The sequence below is a fragment of the Chryseobacterium sp. MYb328 genome, assembly GCF_037572595.1.
Classification (GTDB): Bacteria; Bacteroidota; Bacteroidia; order Flavobacteriales; family Weeksellaceae; genus Chryseobacterium; species Chryseobacterium pennae.
In genome coordinates this window covers 24,459-47,611 of record NZ_JBBGZQ010000018.1, presented here as the reverse complement: position 1 = coordinate 47,611, position 23,153 = coordinate 24,459, and the positions used below count along the sequence as shown (strand labels likewise).

General features: G+C 35.9%; 17 protein-coding genes. 12 read left to right on the top strand and 5 right to left on the bottom strand.

Features of this window, described 5'->3' with window-relative positions:
• The first annotated feature begins 89 nt into the window (after window positions 1–89).
• From WH267_RS16930 to WH267_RS16905, 6 genes are all read left to right on the top strand, one after another.
• Window positions 90–2,732 (top strand): T9SS-dependent M36 family metallopeptidase, encoded by a 2,643-nt coding sequence (locus WH267_RS16930; RefSeq protein ID WP_340009907.1) that lies wholly within the window; start codon window positions 90–92, stop codon window positions 2,730–2,732.
• A 128-nt stretch (window positions 2,733–2,860) separates the two neighbouring features.
• Window positions 2,861–3,847 (top strand): EamA family transporter, encoded by a 987-nt coding sequence (locus tag WH267_RS16925; protein ID WP_340009906.1) that lies wholly within the window; start codon window positions 2,861–2,863, stop codon window positions 3,845–3,847.
• A gap of 86 nt (window positions 3,848–3,933) precedes the next feature.
• Window positions 3,934–4,929, top strand: a complete 996-nt coding sequence (locus WH267_RS16920; protein ID WP_340009905.1) for an alpha/beta fold hydrolase — start codon at window positions 3,934–3,936, stop codon at window positions 4,927–4,929.
• Window positions 4,930–5,063: 134 nt separating this feature from the next.
• Window positions 5,064–5,993 carry a hypothetical protein gene (locus WH267_RS16915; RefSeq protein WP_340009904.1) on the top strand — a complete coding sequence of 310 codons (930 nt, stop codon included), beginning with the start codon at window positions 5,064–5,066 and terminating at the stop codon, window positions 5,991–5,993.
• A 76-nt stretch (window positions 5,994–6,069) separates the two neighbouring features.
• Window positions 6,070–6,642, top strand: a complete 573-nt coding sequence (locus tag WH267_RS16910) for a hypothetical protein (RefSeq protein WP_340009903.1) — start codon at window positions 6,070–6,072, stop codon at window positions 6,640–6,642.
• A 28-nt stretch (window positions 6,643–6,670) separates the two neighbouring features.
• On the top strand, window positions 6,671–7,114 hold the full coding sequence (locus WH267_RS16905; protein WP_340009902.1) for a hypothetical protein: 444 nt from the start codon (window positions 6,671–6,673) through the stop codon (window positions 7,112–7,114).
• 119 nt (window positions 7,115–7,233) lie between these two features.
• Here WH267_RS16905 and WH267_RS16900 read toward each other — a convergent pair whose 3' ends face one another.
• On the bottom strand, window positions 7,234–8,382 hold the full coding sequence (locus tag WH267_RS16900; RefSeq protein ID WP_340009901.1) for an MFS transporter: 1,149 nt from the start codon (window positions 8,380–8,382) through the stop codon (window positions 7,234–7,236).
• Window positions 8,383–8,457: 75 nt separating this feature from the next.
• On the opposite strand from WH267_RS16900, the gene WH267_RS16895 reads away from it, so the two are divergent.
• A complete protein-coding gene (locus WH267_RS16895) occupies window positions 8,458–9,240 on the top strand; it encodes an AraC family transcriptional regulator (RefSeq protein WP_340009899.1) in 783 nt (260 codons plus the stop codon).
• Window positions 9,241–9,428: 188 nt separating this feature from the next.
• Window positions 9,429–9,872, top strand: coding sequence for an SRPBCC family protein (locus WH267_RS16890; protein ID WP_340009898.1), 444 nt, complete (start codon window positions 9,429–9,431; stop codon window positions 9,870–9,872).
• Window positions 9,873–10,382: 510 nt separating this feature from the next.
• Here WH267_RS16890 and rplS read toward each other — a convergent pair.
• Window positions 10,383–10,739, bottom strand: a complete 357-nt coding sequence (gene rplS / locus WH267_RS16885) for a 50S ribosomal protein L19 (protein WP_068942389.1) — start codon at window positions 10,737–10,739, stop codon at window positions 10,383–10,385.
• 299 nt (window positions 10,740–11,038) lie between these two features.
• Here rplS and WH267_RS16880 point away from each other — a divergent pair, with 299 nt between their 5' ends.
• A complete protein-coding gene (locus WH267_RS16880) occupies window positions 11,039–13,786 on the top strand; it encodes a fibronectin type III domain-containing protein (protein ID WP_340009897.1) in 2,748 nt (915 codons plus the stop codon).
• A 310-nt stretch (window positions 13,787–14,096) separates the two neighbouring features.
• On the opposite strand, the gene WH267_RS16875 is transcribed toward WH267_RS16880, so the two are convergent.
• The gene (locus tag WH267_RS16875) at window positions 14,097–15,626 is read right to left on the bottom strand and encodes a membrane-binding protein (protein WP_340009896.1); all 1,530 of its coding nucleotides are present in this window, start codon (window positions 15,624–15,626) and stop codon (window positions 14,097–14,099) included.
• Window positions 15,627–16,012: 386 nt separating this feature from the next.
• Between WH267_RS16875 and WH267_RS16870 the strand changes: the two genes are divergently transcribed.
• Window positions 16,013–16,714 carry a CoA transferase subunit A gene (locus tag WH267_RS16870; RefSeq protein ID WP_115970981.1) on the top strand — a complete coding sequence of 234 codons (702 nt, stop codon included), beginning with the start codon at window positions 16,013–16,015 and terminating at the stop codon, window positions 16,712–16,714.
• Between the two features lie 68 nt (window positions 16,715–16,782).
• Here WH267_RS16870 and WH267_RS16865 read toward each other — a convergent pair whose 3' ends face one another.
• Window positions 16,783–18,585 (bottom strand): ABC transporter ATP-binding protein, encoded by a 1,803-nt coding sequence (locus tag WH267_RS16865; protein WP_340009894.1) that lies wholly within the window; start codon window positions 18,583–18,585, stop codon window positions 16,783–16,785.
• Window positions 18,586–18,832: 247 nt separating this feature from the next.
• Here WH267_RS16865 and WH267_RS16860 point away from each other — a divergent pair, with 247 nt between their 5' ends.
• Window positions 18,833–19,486, top strand: a complete 654-nt coding sequence (locus WH267_RS16860; protein ID WP_115970983.1) for a CoA transferase subunit B — start codon at window positions 18,833–18,835, stop codon at window positions 19,484–19,486.
• A 264-nt stretch (window positions 19,487–19,750) separates the two neighbouring features.
• Here WH267_RS16860 and WH267_RS16855 read toward each other — a convergent pair whose 3' ends face one another.
• Complete coding sequence (locus WH267_RS16855) at window positions 19,751–20,578, bottom strand: DUF4197 domain-containing protein (protein ID WP_185148463.1); 828 nt, start codon at window positions 20,576–20,578, stop codon at window positions 19,751–19,753.
• 378 nt (window positions 20,579–20,956) lie between these two features.
• On the opposite strand from WH267_RS16855, the gene WH267_RS16850 reads away from it, so the two are divergent.
• Complete coding sequence (locus tag WH267_RS16850) at window positions 20,957–23,137, top strand: glycoside hydrolase family 20 protein (RefSeq protein ID WP_340009893.1); 2,181 nt, start codon at window positions 20,957–20,959, stop codon at window positions 23,135–23,137.
• The last annotated feature ends 16 nt before the right edge of the window (window positions 23,138–23,153 follow it).

Genomic DNA, 23,153 nt, shown 5'->3' with positions numbered 1-23,153 from the left:
AATTATTAATTAATTTTTTTTATGCTTTGTTTATTTATTTTTAAATTTTAACATAAAATATTTGTAGATTAGCGCTTTTAATAATGGATATGAAAAATAAAACTCTACCTCTTCTATTTGCGGTGTTTTCTGTATTTCCGGCTATTGCTTTCGGACAAGATAATGAAAAACTAATTAAGGATTATATTTCTCAGAATAAAATGAGAGAATATAAGAAGTCTGATCTTAATAACTTTATTGTTGATAATGTAGATTCGTCAAAATCATTAAATGGTAATGTTGTGAAGTTTATACAGACTTATAACGGCTTACCGGTGTACAGTTCAGTAGGAACGGCACTTATTAAGGATAATAAAGTGGCATATTATACAGATAACTTTATCAAAGACTATGTGACGGTTTCTGCTAAAAATGCATCAATAAGTGAGAAAGCGGCACTTCAGAATATTGCAGCTGATCTGGAGAATAATAAAATTTCAGACCTTCCAATCATAGGTTTCTTTGAAAAAAGTGAAGCTAAATTAGTTTCAGCAAAGCAAAGACTTGTCTACATCAGTAATGAAAATAAAGAGCTTCGTTTAGCCTATGAATTTGTTTTTAAAGAACCGAATGCTGTTAATTCATGGGATATCCTGATAGATGCCAATACTGGGAAGATCATCAGTAAAATGAACCTGAATCTTTCATGTAACTTCCACGACGATGCTTATGGGCATGACCATAGTAACAGTCAGGTGAATGTGATGCCGCAACTGCAGGATTTTTATATCCATGATAATATCCAGAAAAAGAATATGATGTTTCTTGCTCCGGATAATGCATCATACAACGTCTTTGCCTTACCGTTGGAATCACCCACTTTTGGCTCACGTTCTTTAGTTAATAATCCTTGGAATCTGACTTCTTCACCTGAAGGCTGGCATTCTAACGGAACTACTCATTATACGATTACAAGAGGTAATAACGTATATGCTTACGATGATAAAGATAATAATGAATCTACTTTCGGAACTTCACCTGATGGAGGAGCCACAAGAAATTTTAATTTTACATATGATGCCAATGCGCTAACGTATAATAATTTGCCGGCAGCAACCACCAATTTATTCTATATCAGTAATATGGTACATGATATTTTTTATAAATTCGGGTTTACGGAGTCTGCAAGAAATTTCCAAAGTAATAATTTTGGTAATGGAGGGCTAGATGATGATGAGGTTTTTGCTCAATCCCAAGATGGAGGAGGTTTTAATAATGCCAATTTTGCAACTTATATGGATAATTATAATCCGATAATGCAAATGTACCTTTGGTTAGGTTCTAATAGAAAACTTTGGTATAATGCCCCTTCAGATGCTACTGCCAGAGTTGTAAATGCCGGAATAGCACAGTTTGGTTCTCAGCTTAATGATATAGGAATTACAGGTGATGTTAAATTATCAAGTGTTTTAGAAGGCTGTACAAGTATTCCTGCAGGTGAATTAACCGGTAAGATCGCTTTAATTCAAAGAGGAACATGTGGCTTTGCTATTAAAGTTAAAAATGCTGAAACAGCTGGAGCTATAGGAACTATTATTTATAACAATGCTGCAAACGGTGCTACAATTGGTAATATGGCAGGAGATGGAGTGGTTTCTCCAACTGTTACAATACCTTCTATATTAATTACTGAGGCTGAAGGATTGTTTATGAAAGGTAAACTTGATGCCAATACAGTAGTAAATACTACGTTGAGAGCCGATACAAAATACGATGGAAGCTTTGATAATGGTATTGTTACGCATGAATATGGTCATGGAATATCCAACAGGTTAACAGGAGATGGCTATACCTGCTTAAATGCAAGACCTTATGGTACAAATACAACCTATTCTACAGAACAAATGGGTGAAGGATGGTCTGACTTCTTTGCTTTGATGCTGACCAACAAACCAGGAGATAACTCTACTGTTGCCAGAGGGATAGGAACTTATCCAATGGGACAGCCAATAACAGGTAACGGGATCAGACCTGCAAAATATTCTCCGGATTTCACTGTGAATGATTTTACTTACGGTGATACAAACGGAATGGAGTATTCGGATAACGGGACAATGGTTCCGGATTCACACTCTATTGGCTTTATCTGGGCATCTATGTTATGGGATCTTCATTGGAAGTATGTTGAAAAATATGGGTATTCATCTGATGTAATGGCGAATGCTACAAACGGAAGTTCGAGAGTATTACAATTGATTCTTAACGGACTTAAACTGCAAACTTGTGATCCTAGTTTTATTGAAGGTAGAAATGCAATATTAGCAGCTGAATTGGCAGCAACAGAAGGTCAGGATAAATGTATGATCTGGAAGGTTTTTGCAAAAAGAGGATTAGGGGTAAATGCATCAGCAGGACTTAAAACGAATATCAACGATCAGGTGCAAAACTTTGATGTACCTTCAGACTGTGCTTCACTAGGTACAGATGAGCTTACTTCAATTAAAGATAATAAGATTTCTGTTTATCCAAACCCTGCAAAAGATGAGTTTTATATTAATTTCCCAAGCAAAACCCTTGGAAAAGTAAGTGTAGAACTGTATGATATGTCTGGTAAACTGGTTTCTTCTGAAGATAAAATTTCACCTGAAAACAAAAAGGCAATCTCTACAAGCAGTTTAGTTAATGGAACTTATATTGTAAAAGTAAAAGGACTTGGTTTTGAAGCCAATTCTAAAGTGATTGTAAAAAAATAACCAATTTATATAATCAATATAACAGATCGCCGCAAGCAAAGCTTGCGGCGATTTTATTTATATATCATGATAAGACTTCAAAGTACTTTAATTTATATGTCGTAACTTTGCAGGCTGTTAAAAAAATTATGAAGAAGAAAAATATACTAAAAGGTGTTTTATTTGTAGGGATTGGTGCTAGTATATACGGTATGTTGGCCACTTTTGTGAAAATGGCTTATCATGATGGTTTTACAACGTCTGAAGTAACAACATCCCAATTTGTACTAGGTTTAACCGGACTTTTGATCCTGAATCTTATTCAAACCCTGACATCAAAAAAGAAATTATCAATGCCCAGTTCCAAAGAGGTCAGAATGCTGATGCTTGCCGGAACGTCATTGGGAGGAACAAGTTTGTTTTATTATATAGCGGTTCAGTATATCAACGTTTCCATTGCTATCGTATTGCTGATGCAGTCGGTTTGGTTTAGTGTAGTAGTAGAAAGTATTATTACCAAAAAGTTTCCAAATGCAAGGAAAATTGTTGCTGTAATTATCGTATTGCTGGGAACGGTTTTAGCGACCAATCTTATCAATATGGAAATTGATCTTGATTGGCATGGAGTCTTCTGGGGACTGATGGCGGCAGCTTCATATACATTAACGATGTTTACTTCTAATACATTGGCTACCCATTTACCTGTTTTCAGAAAAAGTATTATTATGTTGGCAGGAGGTTCCATTGTGGTTTTTGCATTCCTGTTTTTTGCACAGATAGGACCTATGTATTTTGATGGATTAAAAGCTTTTTATCTGAATTTTACAGAAAATACAGAGCATATCCACTCTTTCAATTATTCGATATTTTTAACATATGGTTTTGTTCTGGCTTTATTCGGAACTATTATTCCCCCAATTCTGTTCAATGTTGGTTTCCCGAATGCAGGATTAGGTCTGGGAAGTATTGTTTCTTCCTTGGAACTTCCGGTTTCCGTAACCATGGCCTTTGTCCTGTTAGGAGAACAAGTGTTTTTAATACAATGGGTAGGGATTGCGCTAATTCTTTTTGCAATTGTTTTAATGAATCTTCCATCCAAAAAAGAAAAAGAAGTTTCTATGGCAGAAGTATCTTAAAAGATAATATTTAACTAAAAATAACAGTTGAAAACCGTTCCTTTTGGAGCGGTTTTTTTAATTTTAAAAGCTTAAAATAAAGTACCATGAGATATTTCAGAAATATAGCCTCAGCAATAGTATTCGTAGCCGGATCAGGATTATTGTTTTCACAAATAAGACCGTTGGATGCGATGCTGTCTGATTATCAATATCCTTACGAAGTTCATTTTTTAGAGTTAAAATCCCAGGATAACAATCTGAAGATGGCCTATATGGACGTAAAGCCACAAAAGGCTAATGGAAAGACAATCCTCCTTCTTCACGGAAAAAATTTTAATGGAGCTTATTGGGAGAAGACCGCCAAAGACCTTTCGGAGAAGGGATTCAGGGTGATTATTCCGGATCAGATCGGGTTTGGGAAATCATCGAAGCCTCACAGTTACCAGTTTTCCTTTTCACAATTGGCAGAAAATACAAAAGCAGTTCTGGATCAGTTGGGAATTGATAAAACCATTGTTCTGGGACATTCAATGGGAGGAATGGTGGCTGCAAGGTTTACTTTGCTTTATCCTGAAAAAGTTCAGAAGCTGATCCTTGAAAATCCTATCGGACTTGAAGACTATAAAGTATTTGCTGCTTATCAGACTATAGATCAGGCCTACCAGTCTGAGCTTAAAAATACTGCTGAAACCTATAAAAACTATCAGCTGAAATTCTATTATGACAACAAGTGGAAAGAAGAGTACCAGCCCTGGCTTGATCTTATTGCAGGATGGACTGTTCATAAAGATTATCCGCAGGTAGCTTGGGATGCAGCCCTTACTTCCGATATGATCTATAACCAACCAGTCTGTTATGAATTTAAAAATATAAAAACTCCCACCTTGCTTATTATAGGAACCAGAGACAGAACAGCGATTGGAAAAGACAGAGCTCCAAAGGAACTCCAATCTAAAATGGGACAGTATCAGGAGCTGGGAAAGAAGACACAACATGAAATTCCCGGGTCCAAACTGGTGGAAATTGAAAATGTAGGCCATCTTCCCCATATTGAAGTGTATCCCAGGTTTTTTGAAGCTTTGTATGATTTTATAAAATAATCTGATGAATCTGAAATATATCAAACGAATGATGGTTGGGAGCAGGAGCTTATTATAGGGATATACCTTTTCAAATAGAATATTGGTGTAATGGCAGAGAAAAATAGATGAAGAAAATTTTTTAACTTGTAACAATGATGAAACTTGTTTTTTGTACTGTATTATTTTTTAGTTCTATCAATAGTGATGCTCAGAAGCCGCATAAAATAATAGAATATCAAAAAAATGGGCTGCAGTTTGATTTGAAATATGAGCATGCTGATTGTTCATATGAAATTTTAATCAATGATATGCCTGTGATTACTTATTTTGGTATGGGAGGAAGATCCGGGCAGACAATAGATCTTAATCCTTATATCCTGCAGCCGGGGAAGCAGGAAATAACGATAAGAATGTCTCCCTCAAAAAAAGAAGAAAATGCTTTTGCTTCATCCCTCACTACAAATTCTTTTGTGAAGATAGAGCTTTCAAAAAATAAAAAGCCAATGTCTATGCTTGATCAGCTTAATGCAAAAGATAAAGGAGAGCAGTATAAATGGATGTTGCTGTCGTACCAAACGCCAGCATTGAAAAAAAATGCCTCTTATGCGGAATACAAAACCTCATTTGAAGTAGAAGCTAAAGATATTAATTGGAAAATAATAGGATGGAGTGAAAGTAAGGACCTGAAAAACGATTCGGATATAAAAAAAGAAGTTGATGCTTTTTATGAAGATTTCAAGAAAACCATGGAAACCGGAGATAGGTCCAAATACCTTTCTATGTTGAAAAATAACATCTATGAAGAGGCTGCATCTGTTCCCTGGGATAAAACTGCTGAATCACAGATAGTTCAAAATAAGGCTGAGTACGCCGTAGAAAAAAGGAATTTCATTTATCCGTGCAGACAAACAGAGTTAAAGTTTTTTGGAAATGGAAAAGTGGTTACTCTGGTATGTACGGACAGCCTTACCTTCGGGTACTCTCCATTGATATCGAAGACATCTAAGAATATGATGCCTAAAGTACATACTTTCTATCTGCATAAACCCAAAGGAAGTGATCAATTAGAAATTATCCGATGATAAAAGATTATTTTTTTATCTCAATCTAATTTGCAAAAATCATATTCCAGGTAATATCATAAAAAACGAGTTCATTTTGAAATTACCAGAAAATAAATTTGTTGGGACAATAGGTTCCTTTACTCCGGTATTTAAATATATTGGAATTATTTTCACATGGATCAGTCTGATCAATGAAACAGACGCTCAAACCTTTCTTACGGTTTTTGAAAAAAAGATAGGATTGGAAATATTTCTCTTATCCGCCAGTTTCTTCCTGATTGGTCTGGGACAAAATACCACTAGAAAAAAAGATGCTGCAGACTTTAAAATGTATGTTGTTCTTTTCTCTTTATTTACAATAGGTTCTGTGATTGCGGTTGGGGACAATATCCAATTATTATTATCTGTTCTTATCATTATGGTGTCTAATTTCTTAGGTTTTATAAGCCGGTCAGGTGAATATGGGGTATCTGCCAATGATATATTCATCAGTGGAAGAGGGGCTGTCTTCTGTTTTGTTTTGGCTGTAATCTATGGAATTCCTGTCGGACTGATGCTGAAACATTTTAATATATCGGGAAATACAGTTATTTTAGGAGCTGCAGTTATCGGATATTATGTGATCCTCTTATTTTTTGAAATCCTGTTTTTACTGAAATCAAGGTGATAAATAATTAAAATCTAATAATTGACGTATGTTTTATAAGTTCTCTTTAAATGATTCTTTTCTTGTTATTGAAAATACCTTTCTTTCGGAAAAAATAGATATCAACTCAATTGATGATATTGTCATTTCTAATGAATTTCCTGCCAAAAAGTATTCTTTATATATGTTTTTCACCAAGCCAATACAATATGAACCGAAGAAAGGATGGCTGAATAAAATGATCTTTTTAATCTCTAATAACAATAGTAATCCCTATGAAATCAAGAGAACCTATTATGATCATGAAATTGAACCCCTGCTTATATTGATAAAAAAAGGAGTGCCGGATGCCGATCTTCCAGAACTGAAAAATAGCCTGTTTTGGAGAACAGATGACGGAATAAATGTATTTTCCAAAATGAAAGTGATGTACAGTAGAGAAAAACGTTCTTTGACCGATATCTTTAAAAAACATGGAATGATGATGAAGTAAAGTAACTGGGCTTATTCTATAGATACGGAAAATTTGTTACCTCCGGAACAAAATGAATTTACAGAGTATATCTTAAATATTATATCCATGTATTATTCAGAAGACAGGACCGTTTATAGTTAAACAGTCTTATCTTTTGAATGAAATACCAGCAAAGTCAGGACCCCAATTCCTGAAAAAATTAAACATGAGATCCCCAGATTCTGAATAAATCCTATAGTTGCCAATCCTGTTCCTATCAGTATATAGTAAATGAGACCCAACAAAGCTCCGGCACTTCCTGTTTCGTTTTTATAATGAATCAATGCAGTGCTCAGAATATTAGGAATAGCAATGCTGAAGGCCATGACGATAAAGAAGTAAGGGATCAGAAAATAAATTCCATAACCGATTAGCATCCACACAAAAACAGAAGCTATAAATGCACCTATTACACTTGAAGTCACTAAAATCTTAGGTGTAATATTCCTTAAAAGCAGAAATCTGTTAAGTTTAGCTCCTGCAAAAGTTCCAGCAGCCAGTATAATGCTGCTGTATCCGAAAATATAAGATGAATATTGCTGTTGCTTGAAAATAAAAGGAGCCAGTGAATAATAAGAAAATAAGAGCACATTAAAGCTCATGATCAATAAACAGCATCTGATGATTTCCCAGTCTCTTAGCATTCGTTTTAATAAACCGGTCAGTATTTGGAAGTTGATTTCTTTTACCGAATGATGAGTTTCAGAAATGTTTCTCCTGGAAAGAATATAAAATACAGCTGCCAGCAGATACAAAGTAATAAAAACTCCCTGGTGACCTGTTAAAGATGCCAGTACTGAGCCGGTAGTCATGCCAATGACCGGGCTGATGGATAAGCCAATTCCGATCCATGAAAATACCTTGCTGATATGGTCTTTGTCATAAGTGTCACGCAAAATAGTCTGGGTGACAATGGATCCTACGGCAATTCCAAAAGCCGAAATAATTCTGGCAGCAATCAAAACCATGAAACTAGGAGCGAAAACCGCCGCAAAAGTTCCGATTCCATACGTGATCAACCCATATTCCAGAGACTTCTTTCTTCCGATTCTGTCACATTGTATACCCCAAAATGCTACGCCCAGAGCGAAAGCAATAAAATACATGCTTATCGTTAAAGTGGCAGATTCTTCATTTACCCCAAATTTTTCCTGAACCATTGGCAAAACAGGACTGTAAATGGTTTCCACAAACTGAGGAAGCATTACAAGTAACGTCAACAGCCAAAGAGGATTTGTCTTTTTCATTTTTTTCTGCAAAGGTTTGAAAAAATCAGAGTATATTTATAATGATATAAAAACAAAAAATATCAAAAATAAGACATGGCAATATTAAAACAGAATGATGAATTTAATGCAGATGCTCTTAAAGAAAAAATTATTGGAATAGCCTCCGATATGGTTATGCATGATTCTGGATTTCATGACCATAAAATCAAGGCACAGCTGCTGTACGCACCTTCCGGTTGTATGACGGTAACTACTTCTGACAGACAGTTTGTACTACCGCCATTCAGGATGTTGTGGATACCAGCTAACGAGATTCACCGGGTGAATTTCAGGAATATTGTAGCCTACAGATCTGTTTATTTTGACAATGATTACGCTAAAAAATACATGGACTCAAGCCTTAAGGTTTTGCATGTCAACTCTTTATTGAAAGAAATTATCGAAAGAATCTGCTTCTGGGAATGGACTGCTTTGAATACTGCTCAAAAGAGTCTTTTAAACGTTTTCTGGGACGAAATAAAACAAGCTCCTGAAGAAAAATTGAAACTTAGAATGCCCACTGACAGACGTTTTAAGAGGATTGTGGAAGAGTGGACAACCCGAACTTCCATACCTCCCATGCTGAAAAATCTGGCAGAAGAAACCGGAGCTGTTGAAAAAACGATTACCCGAATTTTCAAAAAAGAAACGGGCCTTTCTTATCAGGAATGGAGGCAGCAATGGCGTCTTCAGCGGTCAATAGAACTTTTGGTAGATGGAAACTCAATAGGAGAGGTGTCTCATATCTTAGATTTCTCCTCAGACAGTGCCTTTATTGAATTTTTTAAAAAACATACCGGAGCTACACCGCTACAATATCTCATGAAAAACGAATAAATCTGCAAATTATTCCCAATATCCCAATTGAAGACGTAATCATTTCCCTCCTCTAAAGGGGGGCAAAAATTCTTTGAATTTTTGACAGGGTGGCTAACTTATTACCCTTGATCCCATTTCTTACCCTATGCAAAGTCCTCTGAGAAATAATTTCCATAAAATTGTATACACCAACCAAAATAGATAATATGGAAAATTATACCAATACAATAGAAGTAAAATCTACTGCAGATAAAGCATATGAGGCTTTAACTCATCAGGTTCCGCTTTGGTGGACTGAAATGTTTGAGGGATCTTCCGTACAAACAGGAGATGTATTCACGATAAGATTTGGAGCAGCTATTCACAAAACGATGCGGGTGAAGGAATCAATCCCCAAATCAAAGATGATCTGGTATGTTGAAGATTCACTCATTGCTCTTCCTGAATTAAAGAACCAGACAGAATGGATTGGAACAGGAATCGTTTGGGAAATAAAACAAATAGAAGAAAATACTCGGATAACAGTTATACATATCGGCTTGAGCCCGGAAATTGAATGTTACGATATATGCTCCAATGGCTGGATACAATTTCTGGCCAGTCTGAAACTCTTTCTGGAAACCGGAAAAGGGACTCCATACAAAGAATAATAAGTATTCAAAAATGATAATAAGCCATACTTTGAACACTTAGGATACAAAACTCCATATATAGAATATTACTGATTACTCATGTCATTAACCACAGATGACATAAATTTTCACAGATGTTTGAGAATAGAAGTAAACTGGTTCTTTAATTGACCTAGGAATTAGGAGCGTTAAGAAAATTTGAATGTAATCCGTTAAGAAATTTCCACTGTCTGAGCATGGTCTTCAATTTTGAATCAAAGCAGTATCAACTGATCCATGCGAGTTTGGAAATTTTAGGAGTACATTTGAATTTTTAGCGGATAATTCCAGTCTTGAACTTTTGTATACTTTTGTTTCAAGACAAAAGTATAAGTGAGATAAAAAGAAAAATATTGTACATTAAAGGTATGACAAAACTTGTAGGAAATACAAAACCTATATATAGAATATTGCTCCTTACAGATTACCCCAAAAAAAAGAAGCCGTTTACATGTAAACAGCTTCTTTTTGCATTTATTGTTGTCTGAATTATTTCTTCTTGTAAGCAGCGTCTTTAATTCTCGCTTTTTTACCTCTAAGATCTCTGAAGTAATAGATTCTAGCTCTTCTAACTCTACCTCTTCTGTCAACCTCGATTTTTTGAAGTGCAGGTAAGTTGATAGGGAATACTCTTTCTACACCTACATCACCAGACATTTTTCTGATCGTGAAAGTTTTTGTAGAACCAGTACCTCTTAATTGGATAACTGTTCCTTTGAAGAACTGAGTTCTAGTCTTTTGTCCTTCTTTAATTTCGTAATACACAGTAATTGTATCACCTGCTTTGAATTCAGGGAATTCTTTTTTCGCAATGTACTTGTCTTGAACGTACTTTAATAAATCCATTATTAATAAAATAAAATGTTAAAGCTAAGCAACTTACACGCTTATCGTCAGAGGTTGAATAACAGGTTGCAAATGTACAAAATAGTTTTTGAATACACCAAATATTTAATGTGCTAAAAACTATAATTTTTTCATTCAGGTTTTGGTGAAAAATTAACAGATTCTTTAAGATTCCATCAGATTGAGTTTATACTGGAATTATACTTTTGCCCAAAGTAAAAATTCAATAAACGTTTTTCACTTATTTTTGAATTAATTATTTGTTACTTTGTATTTAACTACTTAAAATTTAACTATATATGAAACATTATTTCTTCTTTTTTTGTTTCGCGGTCCAGATGGCATTCGGGCAGGTTTTGTTCCCATATCTGCAAAACCCGACTCCGAGTTCCATGATCGTCAATTGGAAGACAGCTTCCGATAACGAAACTACCGTAATCTACGGTGATTCCCCAACCAATCTGAATGTGACGGTAACCGGTACTACAAACATCTTTTCAGATACAGGATACAATAACAACTACTATTATCACACGGCAAAAATTGCCAACCTGCAGCCGAATACCAAATACTATTATAAAATAAAGACCGGAACTAATGAATCTGCGGTATATAATTTCAGAACGCTTCCTTTACCGGGGCAGCCTGTAACAGCCAATGGAAAGATCCGTTTCCTGATCATGGGAGATAACCAGATCAAAGCAGAACCGAGATATGACAGCCTTACTTTGAATGCTTTTAAAAAATTAAAAGAAAAATTCGGAGCGACCTCAGATCCATCGGATAATATTGCCCTTACTTTCATGGTTGGAGACCAGGTGGATGTAGGAACATTGGACCATTATGAGAATGTTCACTTCAAAAAGAACATCAAATTATCACCTTACCTGCCGATCCAGACCACTGTAGGAAACCATGAGACGTATGGAACTCTTGGAATGAATTCTTACTATGCACATTTCTATATCGATGAGATTAAGTATAAAGGAATAACTTCAGGAAATGAGAATTATTATGCTCAGCAGGCAGGAAATGTACTGTTTATCAGTTTAAGTTCTGAGCATACAGGGGCTGCTCAGCAGACCTGGCTGCAACAGGTTTTAAACGAAGCCAATAATGATTCTACAGTAGACTGGATCATCTCATTAAGCCACAGACCTTATCAGGCTGAACAATATGTAGGGGATATTTCCACTTGGGTAAGAAACAATGCAGTTCCACTTTTGGTAACGTCTGACAAATACCTGATGCACGTTGGAGCCCACCATCACTTGTACCACAGGGGACAGTTGAAAAACACGCCGAATTACCAGATTATTTCAGGAGGAACAGCTTGGGATCAGTATTGGGGAATGTCTAATGAACAGGATTTTGACGATGTTCAGAAAACCCTTACAGATTGGACCTATCAGATCGTTGAAGTAGATATTCCAACCGGAAAAGTAGATATAGAATGTTACTCTATTGGTGGAAAATATACCAAGAAAAATAATGAACTGGTGGATTCATTCCACAGGTATAAAAATCAGCCAAAGCCTGCAAAACCATCTATTACCAATACATTTTCAGGTCCAACCACGTTGCCTTTAACATTGGATGGGAGTGCTTTCTCCTCATCTAATGGAGAACTTTTAAATACAACACAGTTTCTGATCAGTAAAGCATCCGATTTTTCTGTGATTGAAAAGGAATTCTACCGCGATTTTGAAAACTGGTTCGGAAAAGATGGAAACGGAAATCCGGATAAAGCCAAGAATTTAAATGAAGGCGTAGATATTACCAAGGCAAGTTTAGCCGCAAACTCAATTCCGAACGGAATTTATTACGTGAAAATCCGCTATAGAGACAGAAACCTGGAGTGGAGCGACTGGAGTGAGGTAAAGCAGTTTGAAATTACAGGAAGCGTGGTTTCAAACCCTACCTTTACTTTAGATAAAACGGAATATACCCCAAATGAACCTATTGTTGCTACTTATACAGGAGGTCCTGGAAATCAGCAGGATTGGGTAGGGATCTATAAAAAAGGACAGACACCAGGAGGTTCTACCACTTCACAGACCTACGTTTACACAAACGGACAAACCGCTGGAACAGCTACTTTCAATAATGGTTTGCCTAATAAAGGACAGTATTTTGCAGGATTTTTTGCCAACAACGGGTATACAGATATTACTTCAAGAAAAAGTTTCTATGTAGGCCCGAAAGTACAATTACAGGCTACAGCAGATACATATCCCGTAGGTGGAACAGTAACGATCAACTTTACGAATGCTCCGAGCCTTCAAAAAGACTGGATCGGAATTTATAAAATGGGACAGACGCCAGGAACAACTACTTCCATAAAATGGAGTTATGTAACTACAGCATCGGGAACTCTTAATTTTACAGGTCTTCCAAAAGGATATTATTATGCTCAGTACTTACTGGAAGATGGCTATAACGGAATTGGAGAAAAAGTATTCTTTAAAGTAGGGGATATCGTTACTGAGTTATGGATCAACAAACCTGTATATTCATTAGGAGAGAATATCACTGCTTCATGGACAGATTCTCCGGGAATTATTAAAGACTGGTTAGGAATCTATCCTCAGAACATTCAGACACCTGATGATAACTTTGTTTCATATACTTATTTTGATGGAGTAACACAAGGAACCAAAGCTATTACAGGAAATGTAAATGGCGTACCAACTACCCCAGGAAACTATTATATGGTGATGTTTACCAACGATTCTTATACTGAAGTTTCAAACAGAGTACAGTTTCAGGTAAGCTCGGGATCTTTAGGATTGGAAGAGGCGAAAAGTACTGAGAAAAATGTTATCCTCTACCCGAACCCTACAAAACCGGGTGAACCAACCTTTATTAAGAGTGATTATCCAATCGAAAAAATAGAACTGGTATCAGCAGCAGGAGAATTATTATATGAATCAAAAAATATTCATAACCAACGGTTCTCTTTAGTGAATGAAAGCCTTCCGAAAGGATTGTATTTTGTAAAAGTTCACGCAAGAAAACTATTTACTTTAAAACTGATTATCCAATAACAGAATAAAAATAACCATGAAGTAAACAGGCTGTCAGAAATGACAGCCTGTTTTTTTTCTTGTATTAAATTTCCCACAGATTCCACAGATTTAAAATGTTACATTTAAAACATAAAAGCTTCATTTTCCTTAATAGCTCAAATCCTCATAACCATCTGCAAAATCTGTGTGATCTGCGAGAGAATTAAAATATTCCATCAAAAATAAAAGCTTTACGTTTGAGCCTTGTCAAGGCTGCACCATCTGCGAGAACAAAATAAAAAAGCAGTTCCAAAAACTGAAACTGCTGTATATCCAAATGATCTGTTTATTAATCAAAATCGCTGTACAATTGACTTTCCTGAATGGCAGTATTGCTATCACTAGATAAGTAATCTTCACCGGTATCAGCCAGAATCTTAGAATCCTGAACAAGCTTTCCTTCTGAATTATAAACCTTTAATAAGACCCATTTTCCGTTACGTTCAAGCTCTTTTGCTCCGTAATAGTCTTTTATTCTGATTTTTCCACTTTGAAGAATACCTTCTTTTACTGAGGATTTGTTGGTAGGTTTCCCTTTTACATGCTGTACAATCTGCGCAGTGAAAGCGTAATCATCTTCACTTACTGGTTGGTTATAAGTGTATAAAATACCTCCTTTATTATCGTAGATTGTTGCATCATAAGCGTTTTGTTTAGTGTTTAATTTCTTCTCAAACTTTAGCTTGTTCTCTTCATGAAATTTTCTGGTATTAATCAAAACTCCGTTTTTATAATGCATTTCGTCAAGACCATCATAAGAAATACCGTTATAAGGACTGTCTTCCTGATAAGTTAACGTAGATTTTAGCTTTCCATCCGGAGCATAATATTTAATCTCCTGAATTGCTTCATCCTTTAGAGTTTTCTCTGTAGAAAGTTTTCCTTCTTCGTTAAATTCTTTATTCAGGATAACTGAACCATTTTTATAAACATCTATGGTTGAAATATGGGTGTAATCATAACTAAGCTGATAATCTTCACCATCCATTGGCTTATACATATCATTTTCTTTATCATATTGATAAATCAAATGGGCAATTTTCTTTCCGGATTCATCATAAGTGGTTTTGAAACCGTCCTTTTTTCCTCTCTTCTGTTCCTGTAAAAGATTGCCGTTTTTAGCATAGATAACACCTTCCTTGATGGTGCCATCGCTCTTATACTTTTCAATTTTGGAAACCCTCATAGGGTTATAGTAATATTCTACCTGAATACCTTCACTGTTACCCTCTGAGCTTACACTGCCAATAAATTTACCTTTATCACCATAGTATTTGTTTTCGTAGCTGCCGTTTTTACCGGTAATACTTTCTGTTCTGATTCCTTTGATATCCTCATCATAAATAATCGTCTGAGAAGGACTGGAGTTTTCATATACGGTGATTGAGTTATAGTAATACTCGCTTTCCGGATCTTTATAAGTAAACATTTTTCCGGAAAAAGTACCATCAGCTTTATAAACCATATCTTCCATCAATCTGCCTGTAGTATCGTAAGACTGAGAGACTCCAACCTGTTTTCCGTTAGAATAAGTCACAACACTCATTATCTTTCCTTCAGGAGTGTACCATGTTACTTTCCCATCAAAAACCTCATTGCTCGGAGTGGTATCAGAAGCAAGCCCCTCCATTTGAAGTTTCCCGTTTTTATAAAAATCTTTGATTAGGGTAAGTTTACCTTTTGGGGACGTTTCACGGTAATATTCCATGTTTTCTTTGGTCGTCTTTTCCCAGTTTTCATCAAAATAAGTTTTTTCCTGTGCACATACGTTGATGCTGAGTACCAGTGCAAGCAACGCTGACGTAAATAATTTTTTCATGTTTTATATTAAGTTCTGATTTTAAGTTTGTGATGATTTGCTTTTGTATACCAATAGGGTGAAAGGAAAAGGTAAAAGCGTTGAAGAGACAGCAGCTAGACTGTCAGAAATAATTTTACATTAAGATTGTGTTTATATCAATTATATCCGAAGATTAAATAATATGTGGTTTTTTTGAATTTAAGCCCCAAATATAAATCAATTTTACGAGATTTATAGAAAAAATGAACCGGTTTGTTCACTTTTAGCTGTAAAAATCTGACTATAAAAATCTTAATACATAAAATCAGGTATTCAGAATAGGATAGGCATCAGGATCTTTTTCCAGCCATAGCAGATACGATAAATTTTTATTAAATTTAGCCAACAGAAAAATCTAATATTTCATGATAGATAAAAGAGTAAAAAATGCAAAGGAAGCCATCGAAGGAATTAAAGATGGAATGACGCTGATGCTAGGCGGATTTGGACTTTGCGGAATCCCTGAAAATTCAATCAACGCCTTAGTGGAAAGTGATGTAAAAGATCTTACCTGTATTTCAAACAATGCCGGTGTAGATGATTTCGGATTAGGATTGCTGCTTCACAAAAGACAAATCAAGAAGATGATCTCTTCCTATGTAGGGGAAAATGCCGAGTTTGAAAGACAAATGCTTTCAGGAGAACTGGACGTTGAACTTACTCCACAGGGAACATTAGCTGAAAAATGCCGAGCTGCTCAGGCAGGAATCCCGGCTTTTTACACCCCTGCAGGATATGGAACAGAGGTGGCGGAAGGAAAAGAAGTGAAGGAATTCCACGGAAAACCTCACATTTTGGAACATGCCTTTGAAGCAGATTTCTCAATTGTAAAAGCATGGAAAGGAGATCATGCCGGAAACCTTATTTTCAAAGGATCTGCAAGAAACTTCAATCATCCGATGGCTGGAGCAGGAAAAATTACTGTTGCTGAGGTAGAAGAACTGGTAGAACCGGGAGAGCTAGACCCCAACCAAATCCATATTCCGGGCATCATGATTCAGAGAATTTTCCAGGGTGAAAAATTTGAAAAGAGAATTGAACAAAGAACAGTAAGAACTAAAGAATAATTTCTGAAGAGATACGATTAACCATAAAAAATAAAGCGCTGAATATATTTTCAGCGCTTTATTTATTTTTATGATGGTAAAACTGTTGTTTTTCTTTCTCCAATCTGCTGTCTCCACATGGCGTAATACAGACCTTTTTCGGCAATCAGATGATCGTGGGAACCTGTTTCTACAATTTGCCCGCGTTCCAATACATAGATTTTATCTGCATGCATGATTGTACTTAATCTGTGGGCAATAAGAACTGTAATTTGCTCTCTTTCCTCTGAAATACTCTTGATTGTAGAGGTGATTTCTTCCTCGGTGATGCTGTCCAGTGCAGAAGTGGCCTCATCAAAAATCAGTAAATGAGGTTGTCTTAAAAGTGCCCTTGCAATAGCGATTCTCTGTTTTTCTCCACCACTAAGCTTCAGCCCACCTTCACCAATGACGGTTTCTATTCCTTTTTCTGCTCTTTCCAGCAATGCAGTACAGCTCGATTTCTGTAATGCAATTCTGAGCTCCTCTTCAGTAGCGTTAGGATTCACAAAGAGAAGGTTTTCTTTGATGGTTCCTGCAAAAAGCTGAGTATCCTGTGTGACAAAGCCAATCTGATTTCTCAGCTCATCAAAATCAAATTCCTTTCCGTTAATTTCATTGTAAAAAATATTCCCTTCTTGAGGTCTGTAAAGTCCAACCAATAACTTTACCAGTGTACTTTTTCCAGATCCGCTTGGTCCTACAAAAGCAATCGTTTGTCCATTTTTAACATCAAAAGAAATATTATTCAATGCTTTATACTGAGCCGATTGATGTTTGAAAGAAACATGTTTGAATTCCAATTCTTCAATGGCACCAATCTGCTTAGGGTGAAGCGGTTTTTCTTCCACATCTTTTTTCATTAAACGGTGGAAATTCTGAAGGGATGCTTCTGCTTCTCTATAGGAAATAATAATGTTTCCTATCTCCTGCATAGGCCCGAAAATAAAGAACCCATAAAACATCAGCGAAAGGTATTGTCCCGGAGTTACAATATTTTTAAAAATTAAATACAGAAGAGTCAGGGTAATCATCTGTTGAAGAAAATTAACCATCGTTCCCTGAATAAAGCTTAAAGAACGGATGCTTTTTACCTTTCTGAGCTCAAGTCCAAGAATTTTATACGTATTGTTGTTCAAACGGATGACTTCCTGATTCGTTAACCCTAAACTCTTAACAATTTCTATATTTCTAAGGCTTTCCGTAGTACTTCCTGCCAATGCTGTCGTTTCCGAAACAATATTCTTCTGAATGCCTTTTATTCTTTTACTCAATAAATTAGTAATAAAAGCAATCAGGAAAATTCCACAGATATATACCGGCATAATGGACCAGTGCAGTCGGATAGCATACACCGAAACGAAAATAATACTTACTAAAATCCCAAAGAAAATATTAATGAAATTGGTTATAAACTTAACCGAATCCTCTCTTACTTTAGTTAAAATAGACAAGGTTTCACCACTTCTCTGATCTTCAAACTCCTGATAAGGTAAGGCCATTGAATGCTTTAAACCATCTGTAAAGATTTTAGCCCCAAATTTTTGAGTAATAACACTCACTACATAATCCTGAAAAGCTTTGGCTATTCTGCTTATCATAGCAGTTCCGATAAGTAAACCTAAGAAGTAGAAAGCGCCATGATACACTGAAGTTCCGTAAAGATATTCATCAATATCTCTTGGTAAAAGTTTTTCCTTATCGAAAAAATTGGGGTGAGTGACCAGCTGGTCCAGGATATTCCCTGTAATAGCCGGAGCAAATAAAGAGAAAACCTGATTAACGGTTGCCAGCAGTAAAGAAATGACAATCAGCCATTGGTAAGGTTTAAGATATCTTAAAAGTATTTTCATTCTGTTAAATAATGATGCAAAATTAATGATATTATTTTTACTAACGATGTTAATTATTAATGACAATGATCTGCAGTTGAGGAAGATTGGAAACCATATCCGGATATAAAGCATATGAGTAATATTAGGGTAGTATAGTAGTTCTTAGACTAAAACTCACTCCCAGCTTCCTTCTTCCAGCTCCACCTCTTAGAAATCCCTTTTGTATTCGACTGAAAATAATTAAATTGCAGTCTAAGTTTTTATTATGCTTACAAAAGAACAAATTGCCAAAAGAATTTCAAAAGAACTGAGAGACCGTTATTATGTAAACCTGGGAATCGGAATTCCTACTTTGGTTGCCAACTATGTACCGGAAGGTATTTCCGTAGAATTCCAGAGTGAAAATGGAGTACTGGGAATGGGACCTTTCCCTTTCGAAGGTGAAGAAGATGCTGATGTTATCAATGCCGGGAAGCAAACGATTACTATTTTAGATGGAGGTTCATTCTTCGATTCTGCCTTTAGTTTCGGGATGATCCGCGGACAGAAAGTAGATCTTACCATCCTTGGAGCTATGGAGGTTTCAGAAAACGGAGATATTGCCAACTGGAAGATTCCGGGAAAAATGGTAAAAGGAATGGGTGGAGCTATGGATTTAGTAGCTTCTGCAGAAAATATCATCGTTGCCATGATGCATGTGAACAAAGCAGGAGAAAGTAAGATCCTTAAAAAATGTACCCTTCCTCTGACTGGAGTAAACTGTGTGAAAAAAGTGGTTACTGAATTAGCTGTACTGGAAGTAACTCCAAAAGGATTCAAACTTCTGGAAAGAGCTCCGGGAGTTTCAGTAGAAGACATCATCAAAGCAACAGAAGCAGACCTTATCATTGAAGGTGAAATTCCTGAAATGCAATTCTAAATACAATACAAACCTTGCCATCCGCAAGGTTTTTTTTATCTCATATCAAAAAATATGCAGATTTTTAATGCCATGAATACACGAATAACCTTATTCTATGTGGCTATTTGGTGAAAAAAATTAAACAACATAGGTTTTACATAGGCTTGTAAAGTATCTGTAATTATTTTATTCGTGCATTGGTGGCCAAAGAAATCAAAACAGAAAAAGGTTGCTTCACCCCTGAAACAACCTTTTATATTTTATCTAAACCTGGTTTTTAATCTATCTATTCCCATCCTGAGCTCCGAAAACTTTCTGCAAGATACTTGTAGTTCTCATTGCCGGACTATTTCTGATTCCACTTTCCTTATCAGCTACCATTTTAAATACTCCGTTAATGGTTTCTGTAGTCACATATTCATTAAGATCTGTGGTTACAGCTTGGCCTGTAAAGGTGTTGTATTTTGAAATCAGATTTTTCCAAACTGCATCAGCGCCTACTTTTCCTAGAGAAGCCTTTACTTTTGGCTGAAAGGCTGTAAATAGCTGAGATTGTGTTTTACCCTGTAAATAACTTGTTGCCGCATTATTGCTCCCTAACAGGATATTTTTAGCATCCGTGATCGTCATGGAAGTAATAGCGTTGGTAAAAATTGGTGCGGCTTCAGTCACTGCATCTTCAGCAGCTCTGTTTAATAATTTTACCCCTTCATCAGCAAGGCTGCCTAATCCTACAGAACGTAATGTTGCATCAACCTTTCTTAATTTTTCAGGCATTAGGATTTTTACCGCTTCATTTTTCAAAAAACCGTCTGTTAATGCCAGTTTCTTCACTCCATCCGTTACTCCGATACTTAAAGCTTCTTTTAATCCGGAAGAAATCTGTGTTGAGGTAAGACTTCCAACATTGAGAGGAGTTGTTTTCGTCGAGGTTGGAGTCGTGGTAGTGGCAGTCGTTGTTGCCGTTGCCGTGGAACCTTTAGTTGCCTGTGGATTATTAAGATCAATTCCTGTTTTATCTTTAACTGTTGATTTTAAAATATCAAGAAGTTGTGCCTGTGTAGAAATTGAAAGGAATAATCCGGCTGCTATAAAAATGCTTTTTCTCATTGTATTTTTTAGAAATTTAGATATTTAATCTTTTAAGTGATGTAAGCTTATCAAAAAATAAACCACATTTTTTTTTGAATTTAAAAAAGATGATATTGTAGGTTTAAGTGTTTGATTTTTAATTTCATGTAAAGTTAAATAAATATTGAGCATTCATTGAGTTATTTCTGGATATTAATAACTTTCAAAAAATAAAATATCCTTTTTAGGCAATTAAAACAATATTTTTTTATATGGTTGCAATATAGATTCTGGATTACTTAAAAGTTTTGAAAAATAAGTATATTAGTATCAACTTAATCTGATTCCATGACCCGTATTTTATTGACTCTGCTACTGGTAATTTCGAATATTGTTTTATCTCAAAATAAATTGAATTTGATTCCTTACCCCCAAAATGTACAGCTTAGCGAAGGAAGCTTTATAATTCCTGATATCTTAAAACTTGGTGCTAACTTGCCTAAAAATGAGACTGGATATTTTAAAAAGCGGTTAAATTCTATATTAAAGTTCCAGGATTCAAAGCCAAGTGAAGCTGAGCTGGTGTATGTACCGCTATCCAAAGCCCCAACAGAAAATAAAGAATTTTATAGCCTTACTATTAATTCAAAGCAGATTCTGATCCAATCGCATACTCAGCAGGGATATTTCCTTGCGCTTCAGACTTTGATCCAGTTGTTTGAAGAATATAAAGAAGTTGGGAAAATTCCTGCTATGAAGATCGAAGATCATCCAAAATTTGCCTGGCGCGGAATGCATTTGGATGTTTGCCGTCACTTCTTTACAGTAGATGAGGTGAAACAATACATTGACTATCTGGCGATGTATAAACTGAATACTTTTCACTGGCACTTAACCGATGATCAGGGGTGGAGAATTGAAATCAAAAAATATCCGAAGCTTACGCAGATTGGTTCAAAACGTAAAGAATCCATGATTGGAGCTTATGTGGATAATACCTTTGATGGAAAACCTTATGGACCGTATTTTTATACTCAGGAACAGATTAAAGATGTAGTGAAATATGCTCAGGAAAGACATATAACAGTAGTTCCGGAGATCGAAATGCCGGGGCATGCTTTGGCAGCATTATCTGCTTATCCCGAATTAGCCTGTACCAAAGGACCTTTTGAATCTGCTACTAAATGGGGTGTTTTTGATGATGTCTTCTGTCCTAAAGACGAAACATTTAAGTTTCTTGAAAATGTGCTGGATGAGGTTATGCAGTTGTTTCCGTCTCAGTATATTCATATCGGAGGAGATGAGTGCCCTAAAACAAGATGGAAAGAATGCGCCCATTGTCAGGAATTAATCAAAAAGAATAACTTAAAGGATGAACATGGGCTGCAAAGCTATTTTATTCAAAGAATTGAAAAATATATCAATGGTAAGGGGCGTAAAATTATCGGTTGGGACGAGATTCTGGAAGGTGGATTGGCTCCTAATGCTGCTGTAATGAGCTGGACAGGGGTAAACGGAGGAATTGAAGCCGCAAAAGCGAAACATTTTGCTGTAATGACACCGGGAGCATATTGTTATTTTGATCATTATCAGGGTGATCCACAGTCTGAACCCAATGCATTCGGAGGATTTACTCCATTGGATAAAGTGTATTCTTATAATCCGATTCCTGCTGAATTGAATGCTGAACAAGCACAATATATCCTTGGTGTTCAGGCTAATTTATGGACAGAATATATACTGGATTTCAAGCAGGTGCAGTATATGATTTTTCCAAGATTGATGGCACTTTCTGAAGTAGGCTGGGGAACTTCGGATCCTAAAAATTATAAAGATTTTGAAAACAGGGTCATCAGCCATTTCAAAATTCTGGACAAAATGAATGTTAATTACGCAAAAAGCATTTACAATATTTCAGGAAAAGTAATTCCTTCAAACAACGGGATTGCCTACGAACTTTCTACTTCTCAGAATCCAAACGGAATTCGGTATACACTGGATGGGAGTACTCCAACAATAAATTCAAAGACCTATCAGAATCCTGTTTCTATACCTGGCTCATTAACGATTCGATCTGCTTATTTTGAAGCGGGACAGTTAAAAAGTGCTGTTTCTTCACAGCAGTTTACCATATCAAAAACAACCGGAAAAAAAATTACCCTTGAGCAGCAGCCCAGTGAAAATTATTCATTTGGCGGAGCTTTTACTTTGGTAGACGGAATTATCGGAAACGTAAAGCAATTGGGTAAAACATGGTTGGGTTTTCAGGGAAAAGATGTAACAGCAACAATAGATCTCGGACAGAAAACAGACTTTTCAGAAGTTTATTTTAATACACTGGAAAACAAAGGAAGCTGGATTCATCTCGCAAAATCTGCAAAAATTTTTGTTTCTGATGACAATACGAATTTTAAAATGATCAAAGAAACAGGAAAGGAGGAAATTCAAAATACCAAAGGAAAAATAAAATTGAATCTGGGAAAACAAAATGCAAGATACCTGAAAGTTATTATTGAAAATGCAGGAATTATTCCAGCCGGAAATCCTGGTGCAGATTCTAAAGCGTGGCTGTTTGTTGATGAAATTGGCGTAAATTAGCCCTATTCAATGTAAC